Source organism: Amycolatopsis iheyensis, from assembly GCF_024703995.1.
GTDB classification, from domain to species: Bacteria; Actinomycetota; Actinomycetes; order Mycobacteriales; family Pseudonocardiaceae; genus Amycolatopsis; species Amycolatopsis iheyensis.
Map to the genome: position 1 here is coordinate 480047 of NZ_JAMXQV010000004.1, position 21149 is coordinate 501195.

At 72.0% G+C, this 21149-nt stretch carries 20 protein-coding genes; 11 read left to right on the top strand and 9 right to left on the bottom strand.

All coding sequences use genetic code 11. The features are described 5' to 3' along the window. The first annotated feature begins 201 nt into the window (after positions 1–201). Positions 202–1038 (top strand): AfsR/SARP family transcriptional regulator, encoded by an 837-nt coding sequence (locus M8542_RS11990; protein WP_257920151.1) that lies wholly within the window; start codon positions 202–204, stop codon positions 1036–1038. 32 nt (positions 1039–1070) lie between these two features. Next, positions 1071–1766 carry a winged helix-turn-helix transcriptional regulator gene (locus tag M8542_RS11995; RefSeq protein WP_257920152.1) on the top strand — a complete coding sequence of 232 codons (696 nt, stop codon included), beginning with the start codon at positions 1071–1073 and terminating at the stop codon, positions 1764–1766. 177 nt (positions 1767–1943) lie between these two features. Here M8542_RS11995 and M8542_RS12000 read toward each other — a convergent pair whose 3' ends face one another. Both M8542_RS12000 and M8542_RS12005 read right to left on the bottom strand, forming a co-directional pair. Further along, positions 1944–3179 carry an RNA polymerase sigma factor gene (locus M8542_RS12000; protein ID WP_372508518.1) on the bottom strand — a complete coding sequence of 412 codons (1236 nt, stop codon included), beginning with the start codon at positions 3177–3179 and terminating at the stop codon, positions 1944–1946. Next, positions 3176–3565 carry a YciI family protein gene (locus M8542_RS12005; RefSeq protein ID WP_257920153.1) on the bottom strand — a complete coding sequence of 130 codons (390 nt, stop codon included), beginning with the start codon at positions 3563–3565 and terminating at the stop codon, positions 3176–3178. Before M8542_RS12005 ends, M8542_RS12000 begins: the two co-directional genes overlap by 4 nt. 138 nt (positions 3566–3703) lie before the next feature. Between M8542_RS12005 and M8542_RS12010 the strand changes: the two genes are divergently transcribed. Continuing rightward, on the top strand, positions 3704–4402 hold the full coding sequence (locus M8542_RS12010) for a wyosine base formation (protein WP_257920154.1): 699 nt from the start codon (positions 3704–3706) through the stop codon (positions 4400–4402). 4 nt (positions 4403–4406) lie between these two features. Here M8542_RS12010 and M8542_RS12015 read toward each other — a convergent pair whose 3' ends face one another. Continuing rightward, positions 4407–5027, bottom strand: coding sequence for an L-threonylcarbamoyladenylate synthase (locus M8542_RS12015; RefSeq protein WP_257920155.1), 621 nt, complete (start codon positions 5025–5027; stop codon positions 4407–4409). Between the two features lie 153 nt (positions 5028–5180). Between M8542_RS12015 and M8542_RS12020 the strand changes: the two genes are divergently transcribed. Beyond that, a complete protein-coding gene (locus tag M8542_RS12020; protein WP_257920156.1) occupies positions 5181–5693 on the top strand; it encodes a DUF899 family protein in 513 nt (170 codons plus the stop codon). Positions 5694–5868: 175 nt separating this feature from the next. Then, on the top strand, positions 5869–8223 hold the full coding sequence (locus M8542_RS12025) for a sensor histidine kinase (protein ID WP_257920157.1): 2355 nt from the start codon (positions 5869–5871) through the stop codon (positions 8221–8223). Positions 8224–8234: 11 nt separating this feature from the next. Here the strand turns inward: M8542_RS12025 and M8542_RS12030 are convergent, their stop codons facing one another. Further along, positions 8235–8840, bottom strand: a complete 606-nt coding sequence (locus M8542_RS12030; protein WP_257920158.1) for a response regulator transcription factor — start codon at positions 8838–8840, stop codon at positions 8235–8237. Between the two features lie 256 nt (positions 8841–9096). Further along, positions 9097–9321: a hypothetical protein gene (locus M8542_RS12035; RefSeq protein WP_257920159.1), complete on the bottom strand. Its 225-nt coding sequence runs from the start codon at positions 9319–9321 to the stop codon at positions 9097–9099. A gap of 453 nt (positions 9322–9774) precedes the next feature. Between M8542_RS12035 and M8542_RS12040 the strand changes: the two genes are divergently transcribed. Both M8542_RS12040 and M8542_RS12045 read left to right on the top strand, forming a co-directional pair. Then, complete coding sequence (locus M8542_RS12040; RefSeq protein WP_257920160.1) at positions 9775–10524, top strand: helix-turn-helix domain-containing protein; 750 nt, start codon at positions 9775–9777, stop codon at positions 10522–10524. A gap of 200 nt (positions 10525–10724) precedes the next feature. Then, positions 10725–11330, top strand: a complete 606-nt coding sequence (locus M8542_RS12045; RefSeq protein ID WP_504970526.1) for a response regulator transcription factor — start codon at positions 10725–10727, stop codon at positions 11328–11330. On the opposite strand, the gene M8542_RS50335 is transcribed toward M8542_RS12045, so the two are convergent. From M8542_RS50335 to M8542_RS12060, 3 genes are all read right to left on the bottom strand, one after another. Continuing rightward, on the bottom strand, positions 11272–12447 hold the full coding sequence (locus M8542_RS50335) for a sensor histidine kinase (protein ID WP_257920162.1): 1176 nt from the start codon (positions 12445–12447) through the stop codon (positions 11272–11274). The genes M8542_RS12045 and M8542_RS50335 overlap by 59 nt on opposite strands. A 237-nt stretch (positions 12448–12684) precedes the next feature. Continuing rightward, positions 12685–14124 carry a SagB/ThcOx family dehydrogenase gene (locus tag M8542_RS12055; RefSeq protein WP_257920163.1) on the bottom strand — a complete coding sequence of 480 codons (1440 nt, stop codon included), beginning with the start codon at positions 14122–14124 and terminating at the stop codon, positions 12685–12687. Positions 14125–14167: 43 nt separating this feature from the next. Continuing rightward, complete coding sequence (locus M8542_RS12060; protein WP_257920164.1) at positions 14168–16468, bottom strand: TOMM precursor leader peptide-binding protein; 2301 nt, start codon at positions 16466–16468, stop codon at positions 14168–14170. A gap of 248 nt (positions 16469–16716) precedes the next feature. Here M8542_RS12060 and M8542_RS12065 point away from each other — a divergent pair, with 248 nt between their 5' ends. The 3 genes from M8542_RS12065 to M8542_RS12075 all read left to right on the top strand — a co-directional run bounded on the left by M8542_RS12065 (position 16717) and on the right by M8542_RS12075 (position 19417). Then, positions 16717–17406, top strand: a complete 690-nt coding sequence (locus M8542_RS12065; RefSeq protein WP_257920165.1) for a winged helix-turn-helix transcriptional regulator — start codon at positions 16717–16719, stop codon at positions 17404–17406. A 110-nt stretch (positions 17407–17516) separates the two neighbouring features. After that, positions 17517–18092 carry a hypothetical protein gene (locus tag M8542_RS12070; protein ID WP_257920166.1) on the top strand — a complete coding sequence of 192 codons (576 nt, stop codon included), beginning with the start codon at positions 17517–17519 and terminating at the stop codon, positions 18090–18092. Next, positions 18089–19417: a copper resistance CopC/CopD family protein gene (locus tag M8542_RS12075; protein WP_257920167.1), complete on the top strand. Its 1329-nt coding sequence runs from the start codon at positions 18089–18091 to the stop codon at positions 19415–19417. The genes M8542_RS12070 and M8542_RS12075 overlap by 4 nt, the downstream gene beginning before the upstream one ends. Before the next feature lie 140 nt (positions 19418–19557). Here the strand turns inward: M8542_RS12075 and M8542_RS12080 are convergent, their stop codons facing one another. Next, on the bottom strand, positions 19558–20235 hold the full coding sequence (locus M8542_RS12080) for a maleylpyruvate isomerase family mycothiol-dependent enzyme (RefSeq protein ID WP_257920168.1): 678 nt from the start codon (positions 20233–20235) through the stop codon (positions 19558–19560). Positions 20236–20322: 87 nt separating this feature from the next. On the opposite strand from M8542_RS12080, the gene M8542_RS12085 reads away from it, so the two are divergent. Beyond that, entirely contained in the window at positions 20323–21042 is a 720-nt protein-coding gene (locus tag M8542_RS12085) for an MgtC/SapB family protein (RefSeq protein WP_257920197.1), read from the top strand. Positions 21043–21149: the final 107 nt, after the last annotated feature.

The following is a 21149-nucleotide window of genomic DNA, read 5'->3' on the forward strand; positions in this document are numbered from 1 at the left end:
TGCGAGGTGCCCGAAGAAAGATGTGCGGGACGCACGGGACCGCCCCCAGAAACACATCTTGATCCTGGTGGACGGCTCACTGGCTGCGGACCCCCCGCTCTGACACTGTCGAAAACGGACAGCCCGGGGCCGGCGATCCGACCCGCTCGGTTGTACTGGGGAATTCAAGACATCGCAGCGGGAACACTGGAGGTGCCCGGAATGTACTCCGCGAAGAACCTGTCGGACGATCCGGTCGCCGTGCCGGACCGCCCCGGGGAGCCGGCCGCCAACGGCGTCCGGTTCACCGTTCTCGGCCCGCTGGGCATCCTGCGCGACGGGGTCGACCACACCCCCACCACGCCGAAGCTGCTTCAGCTGCTGGCTCTGCTGGTCCTTTCACCCGGCAAGATGGTGCACGCCGACGCGATCGCCCAGGAGCTGTGGGCGACCAAGCCACCGCGCACCATGCGGACCACGATGCACACCTACGTCTACCACCTCCGCCGCTACCTCGACCAGAACCGGCTGGACGGCGGTCTGGACTCGGTGCTGGTCACCAAGGCGCCCGGGTACGTCTTCCGGATCGACCCGGCCCAGGTGGACGTCTTCCGCTTCGGGCAGCTGCAGCAGGAAGGGCAGGAGCTGCTGCGCCAGGACCGGCACGCGGCGGCCGTCGAGCGGTTGCGCGCGGCGCTGAACGTGTGGACCGGGCCGCCACTCGCCAACGTCCCGTGCGGGCCGGTGCTCCTCCCGTACACGGTCGAACTGCTGGAACAGCAACGCACCACGCTGCACATGCTCATCGAGGCCGAGATCGCCAGCGGGCACCACCGCGAGCTGATCGGCGAGCTGCGCTCGCTGACGGTGGGCAACCCGCTGGACGAAGCGCTGCACGGGCAGCTCATGCGGGCATTGGGCCGCAGCGGCCGCCGCTCCGACGCGATGGCCGTCTACCGCACCTTGCGGCAGCGGCTGTGCGACGAACTCGGCGTCGAGCCGTGCGACGACCTCCAGCTGCTGCACCGCGACCTCATCTCCGAGGGTGACCACCGCTGACCCGTTCCACCGCAAGCACGAAGTGAGGATCAATGACCGCACGCACTCGCACCTACGGCCAGTTCTGCGGACTGGCCCGCGCCATGGAGCTCATCGGGGAACGCTGGGCCCTGCTCATCGTGCGTGACCTGGTGCTCGGCCCGAAGCGCTACACCGAACTGCAGGCCGGCTTGCCCAGGATCCCGGCGAGCGTCCTTTCGGCGCGGCTCAACGAGATGGAGACGGCCGGGGTGATCCGCCGCCGCGTCCGCCCCGATCTCGACGCCGGCCTGGTCTACGAGCTCACCGAGTACGGCGGCGAGCTCGACCGGATCCTGCTCGACCTCGGGCTGTGGGGCGCACGGTCGCTCAGCCACCCCGGCCCGGACGACGTCTTCAGCCTGGACGCGGCGATCCTGTCGCTCTACACGACGTTCCGCAGCGACGCCGCGGCCGGCGTCAAAGTCACCTACGAAATCCAGTACCACGCCAAGATGATCGTGCACGCGATGGTCGACAACGGCACGCTCAAGGTCTCCGAGGGCCGCCACGCCGACGCCGACCTGATCATCCGCTGCGGCGCGGGCCCGGCGCTGCTGGACGTCATCGGCGGCCAGGTGAGCCCGGCGGAAGCGGTCCGGTCCGGCAGGATTTCGCTGGAGGGCGACGCACGGGACTTGGACCTGTTCGCCAGCCTGTTCCGGCTGACGACGGCACCGGAGCCCCAGGTGGGCATCGTCGTCCACTGACCGGAGCCCGGCTTGCTCGCCGAGGCGGCGCCGCACCTGAACTCCTTCTCCCGCAACAGCTCGCGACAGCCGTGGGAGAGGGCGTCGGCCGGCGTGCGCTGAGGCGGCGCACCAACTCGCCCCGGAGCGCGACGGCCGGCCACCGCTCGGCGAGCACCAACAGACCGGAACCCGGGCTCAGCCCAGCCGCCCGGCCTGCTCCTCGAGGTAGCGCCGCTCCGGCAGGCTCTCCGTCCGCCGCGCCGCGCGGAGGTAGTGCTCGCGGGCGGCTGCCGGGTCGCCCGCCTGGTCCAGCAGGTGCGCGCGAACCGCGTCGAACCGGTGGCCCTGCTTCATCCGGCTGTCCCCCGCGATCGAGTCCAGCAGCTCCAGCCCGCGGGCCGGGCCGTCGACCATCGCGACCGCGATCGCCTGGTTCAGCGTCACCACCGGGCTCGGCGCGAGCTCCTGCAGCACCTCGTACAGCTGCGCGATCTGGACCCAGTCGGTGGTCTCCGCGCTGGGCGCCTCGTCGTGCAGGGCCGCGATCGCGGCCTGGACCTGGTACGCCCCGACCGGGCCGCGGCCGAGCGTCCGCCCGATCAGGGCGGCGCCCTCCGCGATCATCGCCCGGTCCCAGCGGTCCCGGTCCTGTTCGGCCAGCGGCACCAGCGTGCCGTCCGGGGCGGTGCGCGCCCCGCGGCGGGCGTCGGTGAGCAGCATCAGCGCCAGCAGCCCGGCCACCTCGCCGTCGTCCGGGCACCGGGCGCGGACCGCCCGGGTCAACCGGATCGCCTCGTGCGCGAGCTCGGGCACCTGCAGGTCGGTGCCGGACGTCGCGGTGTACCCCTCGTTGAAGATGAGGTACACGACCTGCAGCACGACCCGCAGCCGTTCGGCGTACTCCGCCGCCGCGGGTTCGCCGAACGTCGACCCGGCGGCCGCGATGCTTTCCTTGGCCCGCGTGATGCGCCGTGTCATCGTCGCTTCCGGGACGAGGAACGCCTTCGCGATCTGGACGGTGGTCAGGCCGCCCACCGCGCGCAGCGTCAGGGCCACTTGGGACGGCGCGGATACCGCGGGGTGGCAGCAGAGGAACAAGAGCGTGAGGGTGTCGTCCTCATCGGGCACGCGCTCCTCGCCCGGACCCGCCACGACGGCGGCCGGTTCCCGCACCGCCACGGTTTCTTCACGACGGCGGCGCGCGCTCTCGCTGCGCCACTGGTCGGTGAGCCGGCGCGTCGCGACAGCCATGAGCCAGCCGTGCGGGTTTTCGGGCACGCCTTCGGTTCGCCACTGCTGGGACGCGGCGAGCAAGGCCTCCTGCACCGCGTCCTCGCACGCGTCGAACTGGCCGTGGCGGCGCACGAGCAGGCCGAGCACCCGCGGCACCAGCGGCCGGAGCAGCTCGCCGACGTCCACCGGGCCGCTCACCCGCCGGCGAACTCGGTTTCGGTTTCCGCGTCGGCGAAGAACAGGACGGGGCGGACCTCGATGCCGAGGCCCTCGATCCCCGCGTCCGGGATCATGGCCGCCACCTCGTACGCCCGCTCCTGGCTCGCGCACTCGACGAGGTAGTAGCCCGCGAGGAACTCCTTCGACTCGACGAACGGGCCGTCGGTGATCGCCGGCATCCCGTCCTTGACGCGCACCACGGCGCTCTTCGCCGGCGCGTCGAGCGCCTGGGTGCTGATCATCTCGCCGGACTCCCGGATCCGGCGGATGAACTCGCCGTGGCCGGTCATCACCTCGTCCTTGGCCTGGTCGGTCAGGCCGTCCCAGACGTCCGGGTTCATGTACATCGCCAAGAGGTACTTCATCTTTCCGGCTCCCTCGCTCGGCGGCTCCTGAAGCCGAACATAGCCGATCCGGCACCGCAAGCTGCGAGTGGTCGGCGGCGGCGCAGCAACGGGAGCATCGACGTTTCGGCACCCGATCACCGCCCGGAGGACGCCCCCATGCCAGACGTGCACGCCGACCTCGACGCCGACGCGGATGCCCTCGTGGACCTGATCCGCGAGCACGAGGGGACGGTGATGCTGCCCGTCGGCCGGGCCATCACGACGCACCTCGCCGAGCTCACCGTCGTCGCGCGCCGCGTCGTGCTGAGCGTCGAGGGCCGGCGAAGCGCGGTCGCGCCCCGCATCGTCGACTCCGGCATCCTCGGCGACGCCGTGCTCGGCTGGCGTTCGGAACAGCGCAAGGCCACCGAGCTGCTCGCCGCCGCGACCACCGACATCGCGTGGCCGGGCGGCCCGATGCGGCCCTCGGCGCTCGCGGCCGCGCTGCTGACCGCCTTGTTCGCCCGCGGCCAGGACATCGCCGACGCGCTCGGGGTCCGCCTGGACCGCACCGACAGCGTCGGGCACGTGGCCTACTACGGTGTCCGCACCCGCGACGACGCCTACGCGGGGCACGGCGCCCGGCCCGCCGAGCCGTTCCGGTTCGAGCTGACCGCGCCGTCGGGCACCCGGTGGGAGTTCGGGCCGGCGGCCGCGCCGGACCGGGTCACCGGTCCCGCCGTGGACTTCTGCCTGTTGTTCACCGGCCGGCGGCCACGCGCCGAGCTGGCCGTCACCGCCACGGGTGAGGCCGCCCGCTGGGCCGAGCTGGCCCCGGCCCAGCGCAATCCACTGTGGACGTCCGAAGCGGACTGACGGCTCAGGAGAAGCGGCTCACGTCCCCCGCGCCGTGGCGGACGATTTCGGCTTCCCCCGAAGAGAAGTCCACCACGGTCGTCGGCTCGACCCCGCACTCGCCGGAGTCGACGACCGCGTCGAGGACGTGGTCGAGCTCTTCCTTGATCTCCCAGCCCTGGGTGAGCGGCTCGGCCACGTCCGGCAGCAGCAGCGTGCTCGACACCAGCGGCTCGCCGAGCTCGGCGAGCAGGGCCTGCGTGACGGTGTGCTCCGGGATGCGCACGCCCACGGTTTTCTTCTTCTCGTGCATCAGCCGCCGCGGCACCTCCTTGGTGGCCGGCAGGATGAACGTGTAGCGGCCCGGGGTGGCCGCCTTGATCGCGCGGAAGACCGAGTTGTCCACGATCACGAACTGACCGAGCTGCGCGAAGTCCTGGCAGACCAGCGTGAAGTGGTGCCGCCGGTCGAGCTTGCGGATCGCGCGGATCCGGTCGAGCCCGTCCGGGTTGTCCAGCCGGCAGCCCAGCGCGTAGCACGAGTCGGTCGGGTACGCGATCAGGCTGTCCCGGCGCAGGAGGTCGGCGATCTGGCCGACGGTGCGGCGCTGGGGGTTGTCCGGGTGGAGGTCGAAGTACCTGGCCATGGCGCGAGCCTAGGCCCCGGGCCGCCGGGGCGCCCCGCGGGCGGAGTTTCGGCGGGCGTCTCCCACCTTGCGGTAATCGGTACCGAACGGGTGACCACGGGCCGAGGAGGCCGCACACTTCGCAGAGCGAACAGTGCTGCTCCGGAGGCGACGATGACCGAACTGCTGCTGCCCGCGCTCGGCGTACCGAAACCGACCCGGCCACGGACCGTGCCGGCGACCGCGTACGAGTTCATCGGGCCGGCCGGCCCGGTGACGCTGGCCGGGCTGGCCGACGGCCACCGGCGGCTCGCGGTCTACCACACGATGCCCTGCCGCAGCCACCCCGGCGCGGCCGTGCCCGCCGAGCGGATCGCGGCCGCCCTCCACGCCGCGGGCACCCGGCTGGTGATCGTCTCCCGCGCGCCGTACGAGAAGGTCGAGCAGTACGGCCGTCACTTCGGCTGGGGCCTGCCGGTGTACTCGGCCGTGGACACCGGGTTCGACGCGGACTTCCCCGCGACCGGGTACCTCGCCGGGCCCGACCGCGACGAGCGCGACGAAGTCACCGGGTTGAGCTTCTTCGCACGGGACAGGGCCGCCGTGTGGCACCTCGGGTCGACCGCCGTGCCGTGCCTGGATTTCCTCGAGCTCGCCGACGTCGCCGGCGAGCGACGCGGGCGCTGAGCCGGCTCCGGAACCGGGACGGGCAACCGCCGAAAAGGGCTGCGGCACGGCGACTCTCGGCCGTAACGGCGCAACGTCGACATGAGATAGGATCTGCCGGAAGCATGCAGACCGAGCCCGGCCCGGACCACCCGGCCACCCCGTGCGTCCCCGACCTGCCGGAGGATCGCTGGACATGTCTCCGGTAGCTGTCAGCGATTTCGAGTCCGGCCGATCCCTGGTAGCCGAGGCACGCGGCACCAGTGGCGTGGACCAGCGGCCGCGGCTGGCGGCCTACCTGGCCGCCGCGATGATCGCGGTGGTCGTCGTGAGTTTCGGCTTCCTCCTGCTCGCCGCGGTGCTGCCGTTGCCCTACAGCCCGCTGGAAACCGGCTTCGCGATCGCCGGGATCACCGTGCTGCTGGCCATCCAGCTGCTCCACTACAGCCGCCCGTCGGTCCGGCTCGACTCCACGGCGAGCAGGCTGCTGCTGATCGTCCTGGCCCTGCTGGGCTACGTGCCGGTCCTGACCTTCGACGCCCTGTGGGCCGCGATGCCGGTGTTCTTCGGGGGCGCCGTCCTGCTGACGCTGCCGCCCCGGCCCGCCTGGCTGCTGTTCGTGCTCAACATCGGCGGCCTGCTCTGGGTCGAGCTGCTCTACGACCCCCCGCTGCTGGCGATCTACACGGTCGTCGGCGGGATCTTCTACAGCTTGGCCTTCGCCCTGCTCACCCAGCTCGCGCGGTCGATCCGGGAGCTGCACCGGGCCCGCACCGAGCTCGCCCAGCGGGCGGTCGCCGAGCAGCGGCTGGCCTTCGCGCGGGACCTGCACGACCTGCTCGGCATCAGCCTGTCGGCCATCGCGCTCAAGGGCGAGCTGGTGTACCGCCTGCTGCAGAAGTCGCGTGAGCAGGCCCAGACCGAGCTGGCCGAGATGACGGCCACGGCCCAGCGCACGCTGGCCGACGTCCGCGCCGTCTCCCACGGCTATCGCGAGCTGTCGCTGGAGAAGGAGTTCCGCACGGCCCAGTCCCTGCTGACGGCGTCCGACATCGCCGTGCGGATCCACCTGGACCAGGGCGAGCTGCCGGTCCAGGCCCGCACGCTGCTGGCGAAGGTGCTGCGCGAGGGCGTCACGAACGTCCTTCGCCACAGCGACGTCGAACACTGCGAGCTCGAGGTCCGCCAGGACCGCGGCCGGGTCAGCCTGGCGATCGTCAACGACGGCGTCGACCCCGACGACCTCCCCGACGAGTCCGACCTGCTCGCCCGGCTCCCGGCCGAGGTCGCCGCGCTGGGCGGCTCGGTGACCACCGGTCTCGGCGACGACGGCCGGTTCCGCCTGCGGGTCGAGCTGCCGCTGCCGGACCAGGTGGAGCCGGTGGCCGCGGCCGACCAGGGCGGCCTGCAGACCCAGGCCGAGTCGCGTCAGGTCCGGGTGCTCCTGCCGGTCTGCTTCGGGTTCATCGGCCTGGCGGCCGTGCTGCACGAGCTGCTGCTGTCGACCAACCCGTGGCACATCGCGCTGGTCACCGGATCGGTGGCGGCGCTGCTGACCCTGCAGTTCGCCTACTTCAACCGGCCGGCCACCCGGCTCCGCTCGGGACAGAGCGTCGCGATGCTGTTCGTGCAGGCCTGCCTGATCTACCTGCCGCTGCTGCCGTTGCAGCACGACTGGGTCAGCCTGCCGTCCCTGCTCATGGGCTGCGGGCTGCTGGTCCTGCCACCGGCCGCCGGCTGGCTGCTGTTCGCCGCGAACACCGGCGTCCACCTCTGGCTGCAGTACGTCGCCGGCCAGGCCGGGCAAGGTGTCCTGTACGCGATCAAGTTCTCGGCGGGCACGGTGGTGATCGGCCTGATCGTGTTCGGCATGCTCTGGCTGGTCCGGCTGGCGGCCGAGCTGGACCAGAGCCGGCGCCGGCTGGCGGAGATGGCGGTCGCCGAGGAGCGGCTGCGGTTCGCCCGCGACCTGCACGACCTGCTCGGCATGAGCCTCTCGGCGATCGCGCTCAAGAGCGAGCTGACCGCCCGGGTGCTGCCGCTGGATCGCGACCGGGCGATCGAAGAGCTGGTCGAGATCCTGAGCCTGACCCGGCAAGCGCTCTCCGACGTGCGCTCGGTGGCCAGCGGCTACCGGGAGCTGTCCCTGGACAGCGAAAGCCGCTCGGCCCGCTCGGTGCTGGCCGCGGCGGACGTCCGGGTCCGGATGGAGCTGCTCCAGGACGAGCTCCCGGCCCCGGTGCGCACGGTGCTGGCGGTGGTGCTGCGCGAGGGCGTCACCAACGTGCTCCGCCACAGCAGGGTGGAAACCTGCGAAATCGCCATCCGGCGCACGGACGAGGGCGTCACGCTCGAGATCGTCAACGACGGCGTCGACGAGCCGCCCACCCCGCCCGCGAACCCGTCCGGCAACGGTTCCGGCCGCCCGGGCGGCTCATCGGGCAGCGGGATCGGGAACCTGTCACACCGGGTCTCGGACCTCGGCGGAGAACTCACGGCCGGCGTGGAATCCGACGGCCAGTTCCGCCTGCGCGCCACCGTCCCCGTCTGACCGGGGCGGCGTCACAGCCAGCCCGACTCCCGGGCGACCCTGATCGCGTCCACCCGGTTTCGCGCGCCCAGCTTGGCCACCACCGTCGTGAGGTAGTTCCGGACCGTGCCCGCCGACAGGTAGAGCCGGGCGGCCACTTCGACCGTCCCGTAGCCCTCCGACGTTATGCGCAGCACGTCGAGCTCGCGCGCGGTCAGCGGGCAGTCGACGCTGTCCCACGCCGCCAGCGCGAGGTCGCCGTCCACCATCCGGCGGCCGGCCACCACCCCGCGCACCGCGTTGGCGAGCTTGTCCGGTGGCGCGTCCTTGAGCAGGAACCCGCTCACCTTGGCGTCCAACGCGCGCCGCAGCGTCCCGGGCCGCCCCAGGCTGGTCAGGATCAGGGTGCGGCACTCCGGCAGCTGCTCGTGCAGCTCACCCGCCGCCGTGAGGCCGTCCTTGTCCGGCAGGTCGATGTCGATGATCGCCACTTCGGCGGCCGCGGAGCGAGCCGCGGGCAGGATCTCGAGCCCGGAAGCCACTTCGGCGACGACCTCGATGTCGGGCTCCAGGCGCAGCAGCGCGACGAGCGCTCCGCGGACGATGTGCATGTCTTCGGCTACGAGCACTTTGATCACGAAGCCCCTCCGCCTTCACTACTCCCCAGTCTCCAGAAGCCCAGTTAAACATTTTCGACCGGGATCCTGGTTCGTCCGATCGGGGTTCGCCGGAAGAACTCACAGCGACGAGCCGACACCGCCCGCCACCGCCGGCCGGCTGCGAATGCAAGGCAAACCGGAATTTACCGATGAGCGGGAATATTTGCCGGCGGCTCCGGCAGCGGACGCGGAGGAGCCGGTCACCGGGGACGCCGAAGCGGCCCCGACGACCGGTTCACACAAGGGCCGGACCAGCACCGATACCGGCGTGGGTCGCCGCCTCGACCTCGAACGGCGAGTCGGTGAAGGTCACGCCGATCGTGTCACGGACAGTGGCCGACTCGGCCGGCCGGTCGAACCGGTCGATCACGAGGCCGCATTCGACGGCGCCTACCTCGTCGGTCTCGATACCGAACTCGGCGAAAAGGGCGCGGATATCGGCAGAAATGTGCATGGTCATTAAGACCTCCCCAGGCGAAAAGAATACTTCACATTGACCCAAATATCCCGCCACAAGGTGTTCCGGAACCAGTGCCCGCATCATCGGAGCCCCGTGTTTTACGTCTACTCCGTACAGCTCTCGAACTACGGCCGAACGGACTAGCGGAAGGCGCGGCTCGGGCTCACTCGAACCCGGTTTATCACCCTGCGAGTTCAGCCGACCGCATTAGGTGTTCATCAGCCCCGCGGATGTCACACGTGCACGCCCGCCGATGGGCCGTTCGGCGCCGCTGCCACGCGCACGTGCAAAACGCATGTCCGCACCCGGTGAAATCCATTCGCGACGGTGCACTGAGCACTTAAGAAGTAGACGTCCGCGGTTCTAGAGTTCGGCTATACCCCATTGCCGACGCCCATCCCGTTCACCGGGAACGCGGATGGCCAGGCACCGCCGACCGGAAGGACGGTCATCGTGGACGAGATCGTGCGGCAGTCCGTGGCACGGGCCATCATGACCATGCGGGAGAACCTGGGCGAGCACCTCACGATCGACGACCTCGCCCGGGCCGCGATGTTCAGCAAGTTCCACTTCACCCGGGTGTTCCTGCGGACGACCGGACTGTCCCCCGGGCGGTTCCTGTCGGCCCTGCGGCTGGCCGAAGCCAAGCGGCTGTTCGCGACGACGACCTTCTCCGTGGCGGACATCAGCCACCAGGTCGGCTACAACAGCGTGGGCACCTTCAGCGCCCGGTTCAGCAGCAGCGTCGGCGTCTCCCCCGGGGGCTACCGCCGGCTCCGCGGCTCGGCACCGCGGATCGCCGAACGAACGAGCCGGCCGGCGGCCGGGGCCACCGTGCGCGGACACGTCCGGCGCACCCCGGCCGAGGGAACGGGTCCGGTGTTCGTCGGGCTCTTCCCCGCCAAGATCGTCGAAGGCACGCCGGCCCGGTTCTCGATCCTGCCGGACGCCGGTCAGTACACGTTGACCGACGTGCCCCTGGGCTCCTGGTACGTCATCGCGCACGCCTACGACCCCACGCCGGCCGGCGAACGCGGGCCGCGGCCGCTGACCGGGCTGTCCGGGCCCGTCACGGTGCACCAGGACGGGTCCGCGGGCCTGGTCGACGTCCGGCTGCGGCCGCGGCACGGCTTCGACCCGCCGGTCCTGCTGGCACTGCCGGACCTGCGGCACGCGCCGGCCCGCCACCCGATCGCGGTCTGAACAACGCTCTGAACAACCGGCGTCCGGGAAGGAAAATTCTCGCGCCGGCGGCGGGGATCGGCTGCGGCGAAAGGGATCGAGGAGACCCCGACCGCCGTTCCGGCCTCGCAGTCCGCATTCGTGAACCCGTGGCAGCGACTCCCGATGGCGTACAATCACACGTCTGGGGAAGCTCGACTCGGGGGATGCGAGGACAAGACGTGATCAGAGTTCTGCTGGCCGAAGACATGGACATGGTACGCGGCGCACTCGTCGCCTTGCTGAGCCTCGAATCCGACATCGAAGTCGTCGCCGAAGTGGACTCCGGGGACAAGATCCTCCCGGCGGGCAAGTCGACCCGGCCCGACGTCGCGGTCATCGACATCGACCTGCCCGGCAAGGACGGGCTGACGGCGGCCACCGAGATCCACGAACACCTGCCGGAGTGCCACACGCTGATCCTGACGAGCCTGGGCCGCCCCGGCACGGTCCGCCGCGCGCTCGACGCCAAGGTCAACGGGTTCCTGCTCAAGGACGCCCCGTCGGAAAAGCTCGCCAACGCGGTGCGCTCGGTCGCGATCGGCCAGCGCGTCATCGACAGCGAGCTCGCGTTGTCCGCATGGGAGGCCGACGACTGCCCGCTGACGCCGCGGGAAGTGGAGATCCTCGCCCTCGCCGCGCGCGGGCGCAACGTCGCCGACATCGCCGCGGACCTCTTCCTGTCGCCCGGCACCGTCCGCAACTACCTCGCCGCCTCCGTCACGAAGCTCAACGCCCGCAACCGGGTGCACGCGATCCGGATCGCCACCGACGCCGAATGGCTCTGAGGCACCCCGGGACCAGCTCCCGGAGCCGGCTGCGGTCCGCGAACGGCTCCAGCGGAACCGTGGCCCGCACCAGGTGAGTCCCGCCGGGCCGGGTCCCGGCGGTGAGCTCGCCCCCGAGCAGGCGCACGCGGTGTCCCAGGTTTCGCAGCCCGCACCCGGGTTCCGCCTCGCTCTCCCCGGGCCGGTCCGGCAGCACGCCGTCGTTGACCATCTGCAGCCACGCCTCACCGCGGGTGACGCCGACCGCGAGATCGCACCGCGACGCCTCGCTGTGGCGCACGACGTTGGTAGCGCTTTCCCGGAGCACCGTGGCGAACGTCGCCGCCACCGGCTCGGGCAGCTGCTCGGGCAGCTCCTGGTCGAAGTGCACGGTGACCCCGGCCGAGCGCAGCACCGCGGTCGCGGACCGGCACTCCTCCGCCAGGGAGGTCTCGCGGTGCCCGGCAGCCACCGAACGCACGTCGGTGAGCGCTTTTCGGGACATGGTCGCCAGCTCGGCGAGCTCGCGCTTGGCCTGCGCCGGCTGGGCGTCGACCAGCCGGCGGGCCAGCTCGACCTTGAGGGTGATGGCCGACAGGCTCAGCCCCAGCAGGTCGTGGGTGTCCCTGGCGAACCGCATCCGCTCCTCGGCGACCACGTGGGCGGCCAGCTCACGCCGGGCGTCTTCGCGTTCGGCGGCCAGCCGGACGAACCACGCCATCCCGAACACGGCCGCCGACGCGGCGGCGGTCAGCACCGCGCCGTACAGACCGTCCACAAAGGCCATTTCGGCGGTCGCGGCCTTGCCCGACAGGATCCCGACACCGCCGGAGACGAGCACGAGGACCGGCACGGACACGACCGGCCTGGCCACCAGGAGCACACTGCCGACGAAGAAGCTGCTGAGCACGCTCCAGGCGGTGCCCAGCTGCGCCACCGGCACCAGGCCCAGCACCGCCTGCAGCACCAGCGCGGGACCGCGGAACCGGATGCGGCGGTAGCCGAACCCGATCAGGTGCACGGCGATCAGCGTCAGGGCGAACACGCAGGCGACGAGCGCGACCGGCCAGTCCCGGACGATCCGCAGTGGTCCCAGCAACCCGAGCACGCCGATCCCGAGGCAGACACCGGCGTGCACGGCGTAGACGGGCCCCGCCGGGAACTCCTTCGCGGGCGGGCGATCCGCGCGGCCCTCCGGCGGCGTTGGTCCCGTTGCCCGCTGCGCATACTGCGATCGGGCTCTTGCTTCGAGCGCTTCGAGCCTTCGCGCAGCGGCAGTCACCCTAGCGTCTCCCCGCAACGCCGGTCAGTATCCGACCATAATCTAGCAGTGATCACGGTGATCCGGCTCACCGCGATGGGGGATTTTGACCGGCTAGGGAGGAAAGTCCAGCACGCACTCGCCGACGCTGACCTCGGCGGGCCACTCGAGCTTCAGGGCCCCGTCGACGCGGTCACCGGAGTCGGCGGGCACCGCGTGCGCGGCCAGGCCCATCGCCTTGGCCGCGAGGTGGAAGACCTGCTGCAGAGCTCCGACGTGCAGCAACGTCGTCGCGTAGGCCGCCCCGCCGAGCACCCAGGCGATCCGCGGCATCCGCGCCGTCAGGGACAACAGGGCCGACGGGCGCCGGTGGCTGCCCGCGGCGACCATCGCCATGTCCAGCAGGTTGTCCAGGACCGCGACGTCGTCGTTGATCAGCGTGAGCGTGTGCCACAACGGGTCGTAGTGGTAGATGCCGCGCGCGAGGTCGGCACACCGGTTGACGCAGACGTAGATCTCCAGCTCGTAGAGGCAGCCGACGCTGAAGTACGGCCGCTGCGAAGCCTGGTGCGACGGCCCGCCGGCCAGGTGCGCCGGCCCGACCGACCGGACCCGCGCGGCGCGGTACAGGAACTCGCCGAGCTGCCGGGCGGACAGGGCCTGCCCGTGGAACTCCGGGCAGCAGTGGTCGGTCTCCAGCAACGCGGTCAGCGTCGGGTCGCGGGCTTCGAGCTCCGCCAGGTCCGGCCGGGCCAGCGGGACCGTGGGTCCCGCGCTCACCGGCTTGACGACCGGTGGCTCGGCGCCGGGGCGCACGGCGCGGGGTTCCGGCGACGCGCCCTTCTGCCAGGTCCGGCTGCGTGCGTGGAACATGAGGTCGTCGCGCGCCCAGATCGCCGTCTCCGGAGCGTCGTGCTCGGCGAAGCCGCCCTGCGCGTCGCCGAGGAGGGCGACGCCCGCGCCGACGAGGAACTCCACCACGTCGGAGACCACCGTCGTGGCCAACCCGGTGACCGCCACCAGCTGCTCGACCGTCGTCGCCGAGGCGAGCGAAGAGGCGATCAGCACCGCGGACGGGTCGAAGAGCGCGACCTTGTAGGACGCTCCCGGCGACTCGGCCATCAGCGCCCCCTGGTCGGCCCGCAGCGCGGTCAACCGGGACAGCCGCACCGACCGCCCGGCCGGCAACGGGCCGTCGGCGAAGACCGGGAACTGCGCCACGGGAATCGCCGACAGCAGCGGCCCGCGGCCGTCGTTGAGCGCGAGGGAGTGCACCACCGACCCCGACAGCCGGGTGAGCACCTTGCGCAGGGACAGCCGCCACACGTCGTCGCCGACGGCACCCGAAACCGCCAGGTTCGCCAGCGAAACCGGGCCGAGGACGAGCCGGCCGAGGGACTCCCGGACCCCGGCCGCCGTGTCCGGGAACTCGTACTCGCCCCACCAGGTGATCGCGACGAGCGACCCGTCTTCGCCGGCCTCGATCAACGTGTCTTCGGTCAGCGACCAGAGCCGAACCGTTTCGGCTGTCCCTTCCGGGCTCTCGGCAGTCAACTGAACTCCTACACGGGAAACGTCGTTCGACGCGCGCGCTGTGCTAGAGGAACATGGGACACGGGTTGAGCCGCTCGTAGGGCGTGGGCGCGGCGAGCCTGCCGAGGCGCACCGGAACGTCGAACAGCCGGCCGGGTGCGTACCGGGCCCAGAACGGGCGCAACCCGGGAGCGAGCACCTTGACCACGGGCAGGCCGAGGTCGGGCCGGCTCTGGTCGAGCACGAGCAGCTCGACGCCCGCGGTGGCGAGGGTGCGGTCGAGCGCCGTGACGTCGTCGCGGACGTCCGCGCGGCGGACGAAGTCGAAGTCGGCCAGCCGCCGCATCCACTGCCCGGCGGCGGGACGCAGGTACGGCTGGTTGGCCACGGTCGCGTACTCCAGCCAGCGCGCCGCGTCCGGGTCGTCGACGTCGTGCCCCTTCGAGAGGACGGCGGGGAGCATCTGGTTCAGCTCGGTCACCGCGCGCCGCAGCGCGGTCCGCGGGTCGAGGTGGGCGCCGAAGCCGAACATGATGTGCTCGTGCGGGCCGTCGGTCCGGCGGGTCACCGCGACGAACACCGGCACCCCGAGGTCGGACGTCACGTCCAGCACCCACAGCTGCCTGCCGAGCCCGGCGTAGTGCCCGGTCATCTCGTCGAGCCAGCTGTCCCCGAAGGAGCCGAGGTCCACCCCGGCCACCGGCGTGCGGTTGTACCACCACAGCGCGACGGCGTCCCGCTCGACCAGCTCGAGCGTCCCCTGGAGAACGGCGTCCTCGAGGCAGCTGCCGGCCGCCGCGCCGTTGGAGTCCGCGTGCAGCCCCCGCCTGCCGCACGGGGCCGGCACGCCGTAGTACAGGTAGGCGGTGGGCAGCAGCCGCCGACGACCGGACAGCGACCACACCGGGGTCCAGTCGACCGGCGTCCGGGGGTCGAATCGGTCGCCGACGTGCTGGAACTGCCCGTGCTCGGCGTTCCAGGCGTCGCGCTCGAGGTACTGGCGCTCGGCGAACAGCATGCAGTCGTTGGGGTGCACCGCCTCGGGGCCGATCTCGTCGAGCGACGCCCGGATGCGCAGCTCGTCACCCTGGAAGTTGCCGGAGAAGCGTTCCACGGCCTCGCAGAGCGCACCGACCTCGGCGTCGATCGGGCCGACGCCCTTGCCGCCGTTCTCACTGCGCAGCCCGGCCTGCATGCCGGCCATCCCGGTCATCCCGCGCGCCACGTTGAACCCGGACCGGTACGCGTTGACGAACGGCGGCGCCGCGGGGTCGCGCCGGATCTCCGCGATGATCCCGGTGATCGGGCTGACCAGGTGCCGGTAGCGATCGAGCGTCTGCGCCGGGGTGGCGGTGCGGTGCCCACCGCCGGTCGAGGTGGTCTTCCGGGCCGGCTCGAGCCGGATCGGCCGCGCGGCCTGCGCGGCCATCAGCGTCGTGTCCCCGCAGCCGGGGCACTGCGGGCGGCGCCGGAGCTCGTGCAGCTTGCCCTGCAGGTCGAGCGTGTCGAGCACCCACACGCTGTCCTGGCCGCGGTGCCGGTAGCCGGCCAGCCACTTCCGGACCTCGAGCGCGATCAGGTGCGCCGCCGCGGCGGTCAGCGACGGCAGCGCCACGGCGGGACGGCGGGCGGGGCCTTCGTGGCCGAGCAGCTCCTGGGCGCAGGCCTCCGCGTGCCGGTGCCCCCACAGGCGGCTGGTCAGGCAGTGCCAGCACGCCGACTCACCGGGCCGCAGCACGGGCCCGATCCAGACCTGCGCGGCGAACGGCCGGGCCAGCAGCCACGGCCGGCCGGTGAGCCGGTGCTCGGCGTCGAGGTCCCCCAGCCGCGGGTCGAGGTAGTCGGTGCAGAGCACGATGTTCAGGTCGGCCGCGTCGGCGCCCGCCTCGGGCGGCAGGACCTCCAGCGCGGCGTCGGCCAGCGCGCGCTCGACCGGGTCCGGGTCGACGTCGTCGCCGACGGAGATCAGCCGGACGCCGGGGCGGGTGGCGCGCGAGGTGACCGACGCGGCGTCGACGCCACACGCGTCCCAGTAGGCCAGCTCCCGCTCGTCGACGGCGGGCTCGGGCGCCGGGCGGACGGACACCAGGCCCGCCTTCAGCAGCTGGGTCACGATCGCGGCGACCTCTTCGGGCGCCATGCCGTCGGGCCGGGCCCGCAGCACCTCGCCCAGCTCCCGGGTGCCGTCCAGCAGGGGCGCGAGCGACTCGATGCGTGCCCCGCGCATCGCGATGACGCCCTGTTCCGAGAACAGGTACGCCCCCTTACCGGCGGAAACCTCGGCGCGGAGGTGCCGCTTGAAGGCGAGCACCGGGGCCCCGGCGAGCGACGGGACCCCGACGGGCTGCACAGCTGACCCGCTCATGGGCACTCCTGATTCCGGTACGCACGATCCGAGAACCCGGATTCTTCCCCCGGGACCCGGCCCGCGACCAGTGCGTCGCGCAGCGAAGCGGACATGCAAAACACACGAATTTTCGTGGAGAACTCATGTGTGAACGCGTTGTGTCCGGCACTGGTCGCCGCCGCCGGGTGTCGTCACCCTTGACCGCGAGAGCACAGCGCGGTCGCCCGGGCCGCCCGTACCACCCAGACCCACAGTGAGGATCGAGCATGACGACGACTCGCACGTACGGACAGTTCTGCGGCTTGGCGCGCGCCCTCGAGATCGTCGGCGAGCGCTGGTCCATGCTCGTCCTCCGGGACCTGATGCTCGGCCCGAAGCGGTACACGGACCTGCGGCTCGGCCTGCCGCGGATCCCGGCCGGCATCCTGTCCTCCCGCCTCAACGAGCTCGAGCAGGCCGGGGTGATCCGCCGCCGGGTGCTGCCGCAGCTGGACGCCGGCCTGGTCTACGAGCTCACCGAGTACGGCAGCGAGCTCGACCACATCCTGCTGGACCTCGGGCTGTGGGGCGCCCGCTCGCTCGGGTACCCGAAGGAAGGCGACGTCTTCACCGACGACGCCGCCATCCTCGCGCTCTACGCGACGTTCCAGGAGGAGGCCGCGCGGGGCGTGCACGTGACATACGTGCTGCGTCACAGCGAGTCGCTGATCATCCACGCGATGGTCGACGACGGCGCCCTGAAGGTGAGCGGCGGCGACCACCCGGCCGCCGACCTCGTCATCGAACCGCAGGGTCCCGAGCTGATCGACCTGGTCAACGGCACGTTGACCGCGGCCGAGGCGATGGCGACGGGCCGGCTGCGGATCGAAGGCGAGTTCGCGCACCTCGAGCTGTTCACCAAGCTGTTCCACATCCCGCCGAAGCCGGCCGAGCAGGACGGGCTCGCCCTGCACTGACCGCCGGCGGCCGGTCCGCGGAATTGGGCAATCCGGAGGAACGGAACTCCGGTGCCGGGATCTATGTTCGATGGAGCCGCCCTCCTGGCTCACCGAGAAGGAGCACGCACATGTCGACCTCCGAGTTCGTTCGGCCGGCCGGCTTCCTGGGGACGTTGAACGGGAAGTACCACAACCGGGCCCTCACCGTCTTCATGGTGATCGTGATCGGGCACTGGGCCGAGCACATCGTCCAGGCGGTCCAGATCTACGCGCTCGGCTGGAAGACCGCGGACGCCCGCGGCGTGCTCGGCATGCCGTTCCCGTGGCTGATCTCCCAGGAATGGCTGCACTACGGCTACGCACTGGTGATGCTGGTGTTCCTCTGGGTCCTGCGGCACGGCTTCGCTGGCCGCTCGCGGCAGTGGTGGAACCTCGCCCTCGGCATCCAGTTCTGGCACCACATCGAACACCTGCTGCTGTTCGTCCAGGCGCAGTCCGGCTGGTACCTCGCCGGGCAGAAGGTGCCCACCAGCCTCATCCAGCTGCTCGTGCCGAGGGTGGAGCTGCACCTGTTCTACAACACGATCGTCACCGTCCCGATGATCGTCGCGATGATCCTGCACCGGCGCGCCTCGGCCGCCGAGCACGAGCTGACCGGCTGCACCTGCGGCCTGCCGAAGCAGCCGGCGCTTTCGGCGTCGTGAAGCGCGTACTGGCGCTGCTGGTCTTCCTGGCCGGCTGGCTGGTGCTCGGCGCCACCCCGGCTTCGGCGCACGTCGAGATCGTCTCCTCGGCCCCCGGCGACGGCGCCCGCCTGAGCGCGGCGCCGTCGCTGGTGTCGGTCACGCTGTCGGAGAACGTCGGGATCCAGCCCGGGTCGATCAAGGTCGTCGACCTCGCGGGCCGGCACGTGGACGCCGGGCCGGTGTTCCAGCCCGGCGAGGTGCCGGAGCAGGTCGCGGTCCGGCTGCGGCCGGACTTGCCCGACGGCAGCTACCTCGTCGAATACGCGTTCGTGTCGGCCGACTCCCACCCGGTGCGCGGCACGTTCGCCTTCGTCGTCGGCACCGGGCCGCTGGTGACCTCGGCGGGCGCGGTGTCCGCGGCCACCGGCACCGACGCGGCTGTCGACGCCGTGTCGACGACGGTGCGCTGGCTGTCCTACCTCGGCGTCGTGCTGTTCGGCGGCCTGGCGTTCGTGGTGCTCTGCCGGCCGGCGGCGCGCACCGACCGCCGCGCCCGGCGGCTGCTGCACCTGGGCGCGGGGCTGGTGGCGGCGACGGCCGTCGGGACGTTCGTGCTGCAGGGTCCGTACGCCGCCGGGCGGGGTCTGTCCGCGGTGGCCGACCCCGGCCTGCTCGCCGACACGCTGCGGGTGGCCTACGGAAAGCTGCTGCTGCTCCGGCTGGCCGCCGTGGCGGCGCTGGCGGCGCTGCTGCCCCGCCTGCTGCGGCCCGGGCTGCCGGACCGGCTCCGGGCCCGCTACGAGAACCTGGCCATGGTGACCGGCTTCCTCGTGCTGCTGACGTTCTCGGCCACCGGCCACCCGGTCGCCGACCCGGTCATGTTCGTCTCGGTGACGGCGGACCTCGTGCACTTCGGCGCGATCGCCGTCTGGGCGGGCGGGCTGACCCAGCTGGCCTGGTGCCTCTACCGCCCGGCCACCGACGAGGACCTGCTCCCCGTCGCGGCCAAGTTCTCCCGCCTGGCGGCCGGGTCGGTGACGGCGATCGCACTCAGCGGCGCCGTGCTGGCGCTGCGCGTCATGCCGTCGGTGGCCACCCTCTGGACCACCCGGTTCGGCGCGCTGGTGCTGCTGAAGATCGCCGGATTCGCGCTGCTGCTGGCGGTGGCGAGCCGATCACGCCGAGTGGTGCGCCGGAGCCTGCCCGAGCCGACGGGCGGCGGAACCGCCACGGTGACCACCGACCTGCGCAAGCTGCGGCTCGCGGTCGGGACGGAGGTGCTGCTCAGCGTCGTCGTGCTGGCGCTGGCCGCGCTCCTCACGGTGACACCGCCGGGAGGCTGAGCCAGTCCGCGCTACGCCCCGCCTCTGGCGGCGGGGTGTAGCAGCCACGGTCCGGGCGCCTCACTCCAGTCCAACGCCGCCAGCTGAGCGAGCAACCGCCGCCCAGCCAGCGCGGCCACCTAGCCTTCGAGCTGTCCGCGCTACGCCCCCGCCGACGGCGGCGGGGTGAACGGCCCCCAGCCGAACGCGGGCAGCCACGGCCCAGGCGCCTCACTCCACTCCATCGCCGCCAGCTGCGCGAGCGACCGTCGCCCAGCCAGCGCGCGACAGAGGTCACGAGCCGGAGCGGTCACCGAGGCTTCGGGCCGTCCCTCGCCCGCCGTCCACGTCAAGCCGTCCGTGGAACGCACGCGCAGCGGTGGCAGGCCGAGCGCGGTGACCTCGCCGGAGAAGCCGCGGACCAGCACCTCGAGGCTCGGCGCCTGGGCGACGTGCTCCGCCGGCGGCGCGACGCCGAGGGCGGCGCACAGGTCCAGCTCGTGGGTGAAGGCGTCCATCACCATGAGGTCGCCGCTGCGGCCACCCGCCTGGGCGAGCCTGCGGTCGAGTTCCCGGCCGACGTCGTCCCAGCGGTCGAGCAGCTCCGGCGCCGTCGAGTCCGGGGCCGGTGCCGCCGGCACCGTGCCGCCGTGGCGCCCGAGCACGCGCCCGGCGATCTCGACGAGGTGCGCGAGCAGGTCGGTGACCGTCCATTCCGGACAGGCCGGGACCGGGTGGCGGTGGAGGGCGGGCCGCCCGTCGAGCAGGGCGCGAATGCCGCGCCGCGCGGCGGGGTAACCCACGAAATCGGGTGTCGAGGTCGGCCGAGTCGCTGTCACGTGTACCTCCCGGTCCAGTATGTCCTGGTAGCGGTCGCGACGGTTCTCCTCGCGTGCCGTCGCCCGAAGGAGCTGGAGGTCGTGATCTTGTCCACACTGTGGTCCACCTCGGCGCAGTGGGAGCTGCTGCCGCCGGTCGTGCTGGCGCTGGTGCTGAGCGTCGCCATCGGGCTCGAGCGCGAGGCCGGCATGAAGGCCGCCGGCCTGCGGACGCACAGCCTGGTCGGCGTCGGCTCGGCGGTGTTCATGCTGGTGTCGAAGTACGGCTTCGCCGACCTGCTCTCGACCGACCACGTCGCGCTCGACCCGTCGCGGATCGCCGCGCAGATCGTGTCCGGCATCGGGTTCATCGGCGGCGGGCTGATCTTCGTCCGCCGCGACGCGGTGCGCGGGCTGACCACGGCGGCGACGATCTGGCTCACCGCGGCCGTCGGCACGGCGTGCGGCGCCGGCCTGCCGGTGCTCGCGGTCGGCACGACGATCGGGCACTTCGTGGTGACCCGCGGCCTGCCGCCGCTGCAGCGGTTCGTCGCCCGCCACCGCCGCGAGCCCCCGGTCGTCCAGCTGAGCTACCTCGACGGCCACGGCGTGCTGCGCGCGGCACTCGCCGTGTGCACCGGGCGGGGCTGGGTCGTGCACCACGTCGACGTCGACCACGAATCGCTTTCCGAGGAGGGGCAACGGATCGCGGTCGTCACCCTGCGCCTCGACGGCCGTGGTGATCTTTACGACCTGGCCGCCGAACTCGCCGAGCTGCCCGGCGTGCGGAGCACGTCCACCGGTCCCGGGGAACCGCTCGACGAATGATCGCCCGCCCGGGCAGCGCGCGGGGCCCGGTTTGCGGCACACTGGGGTGCACACGGAATTCCCCGGCACCGCAAGGAAAACGTGCGGCCGAGGAGAAACCATCCAAT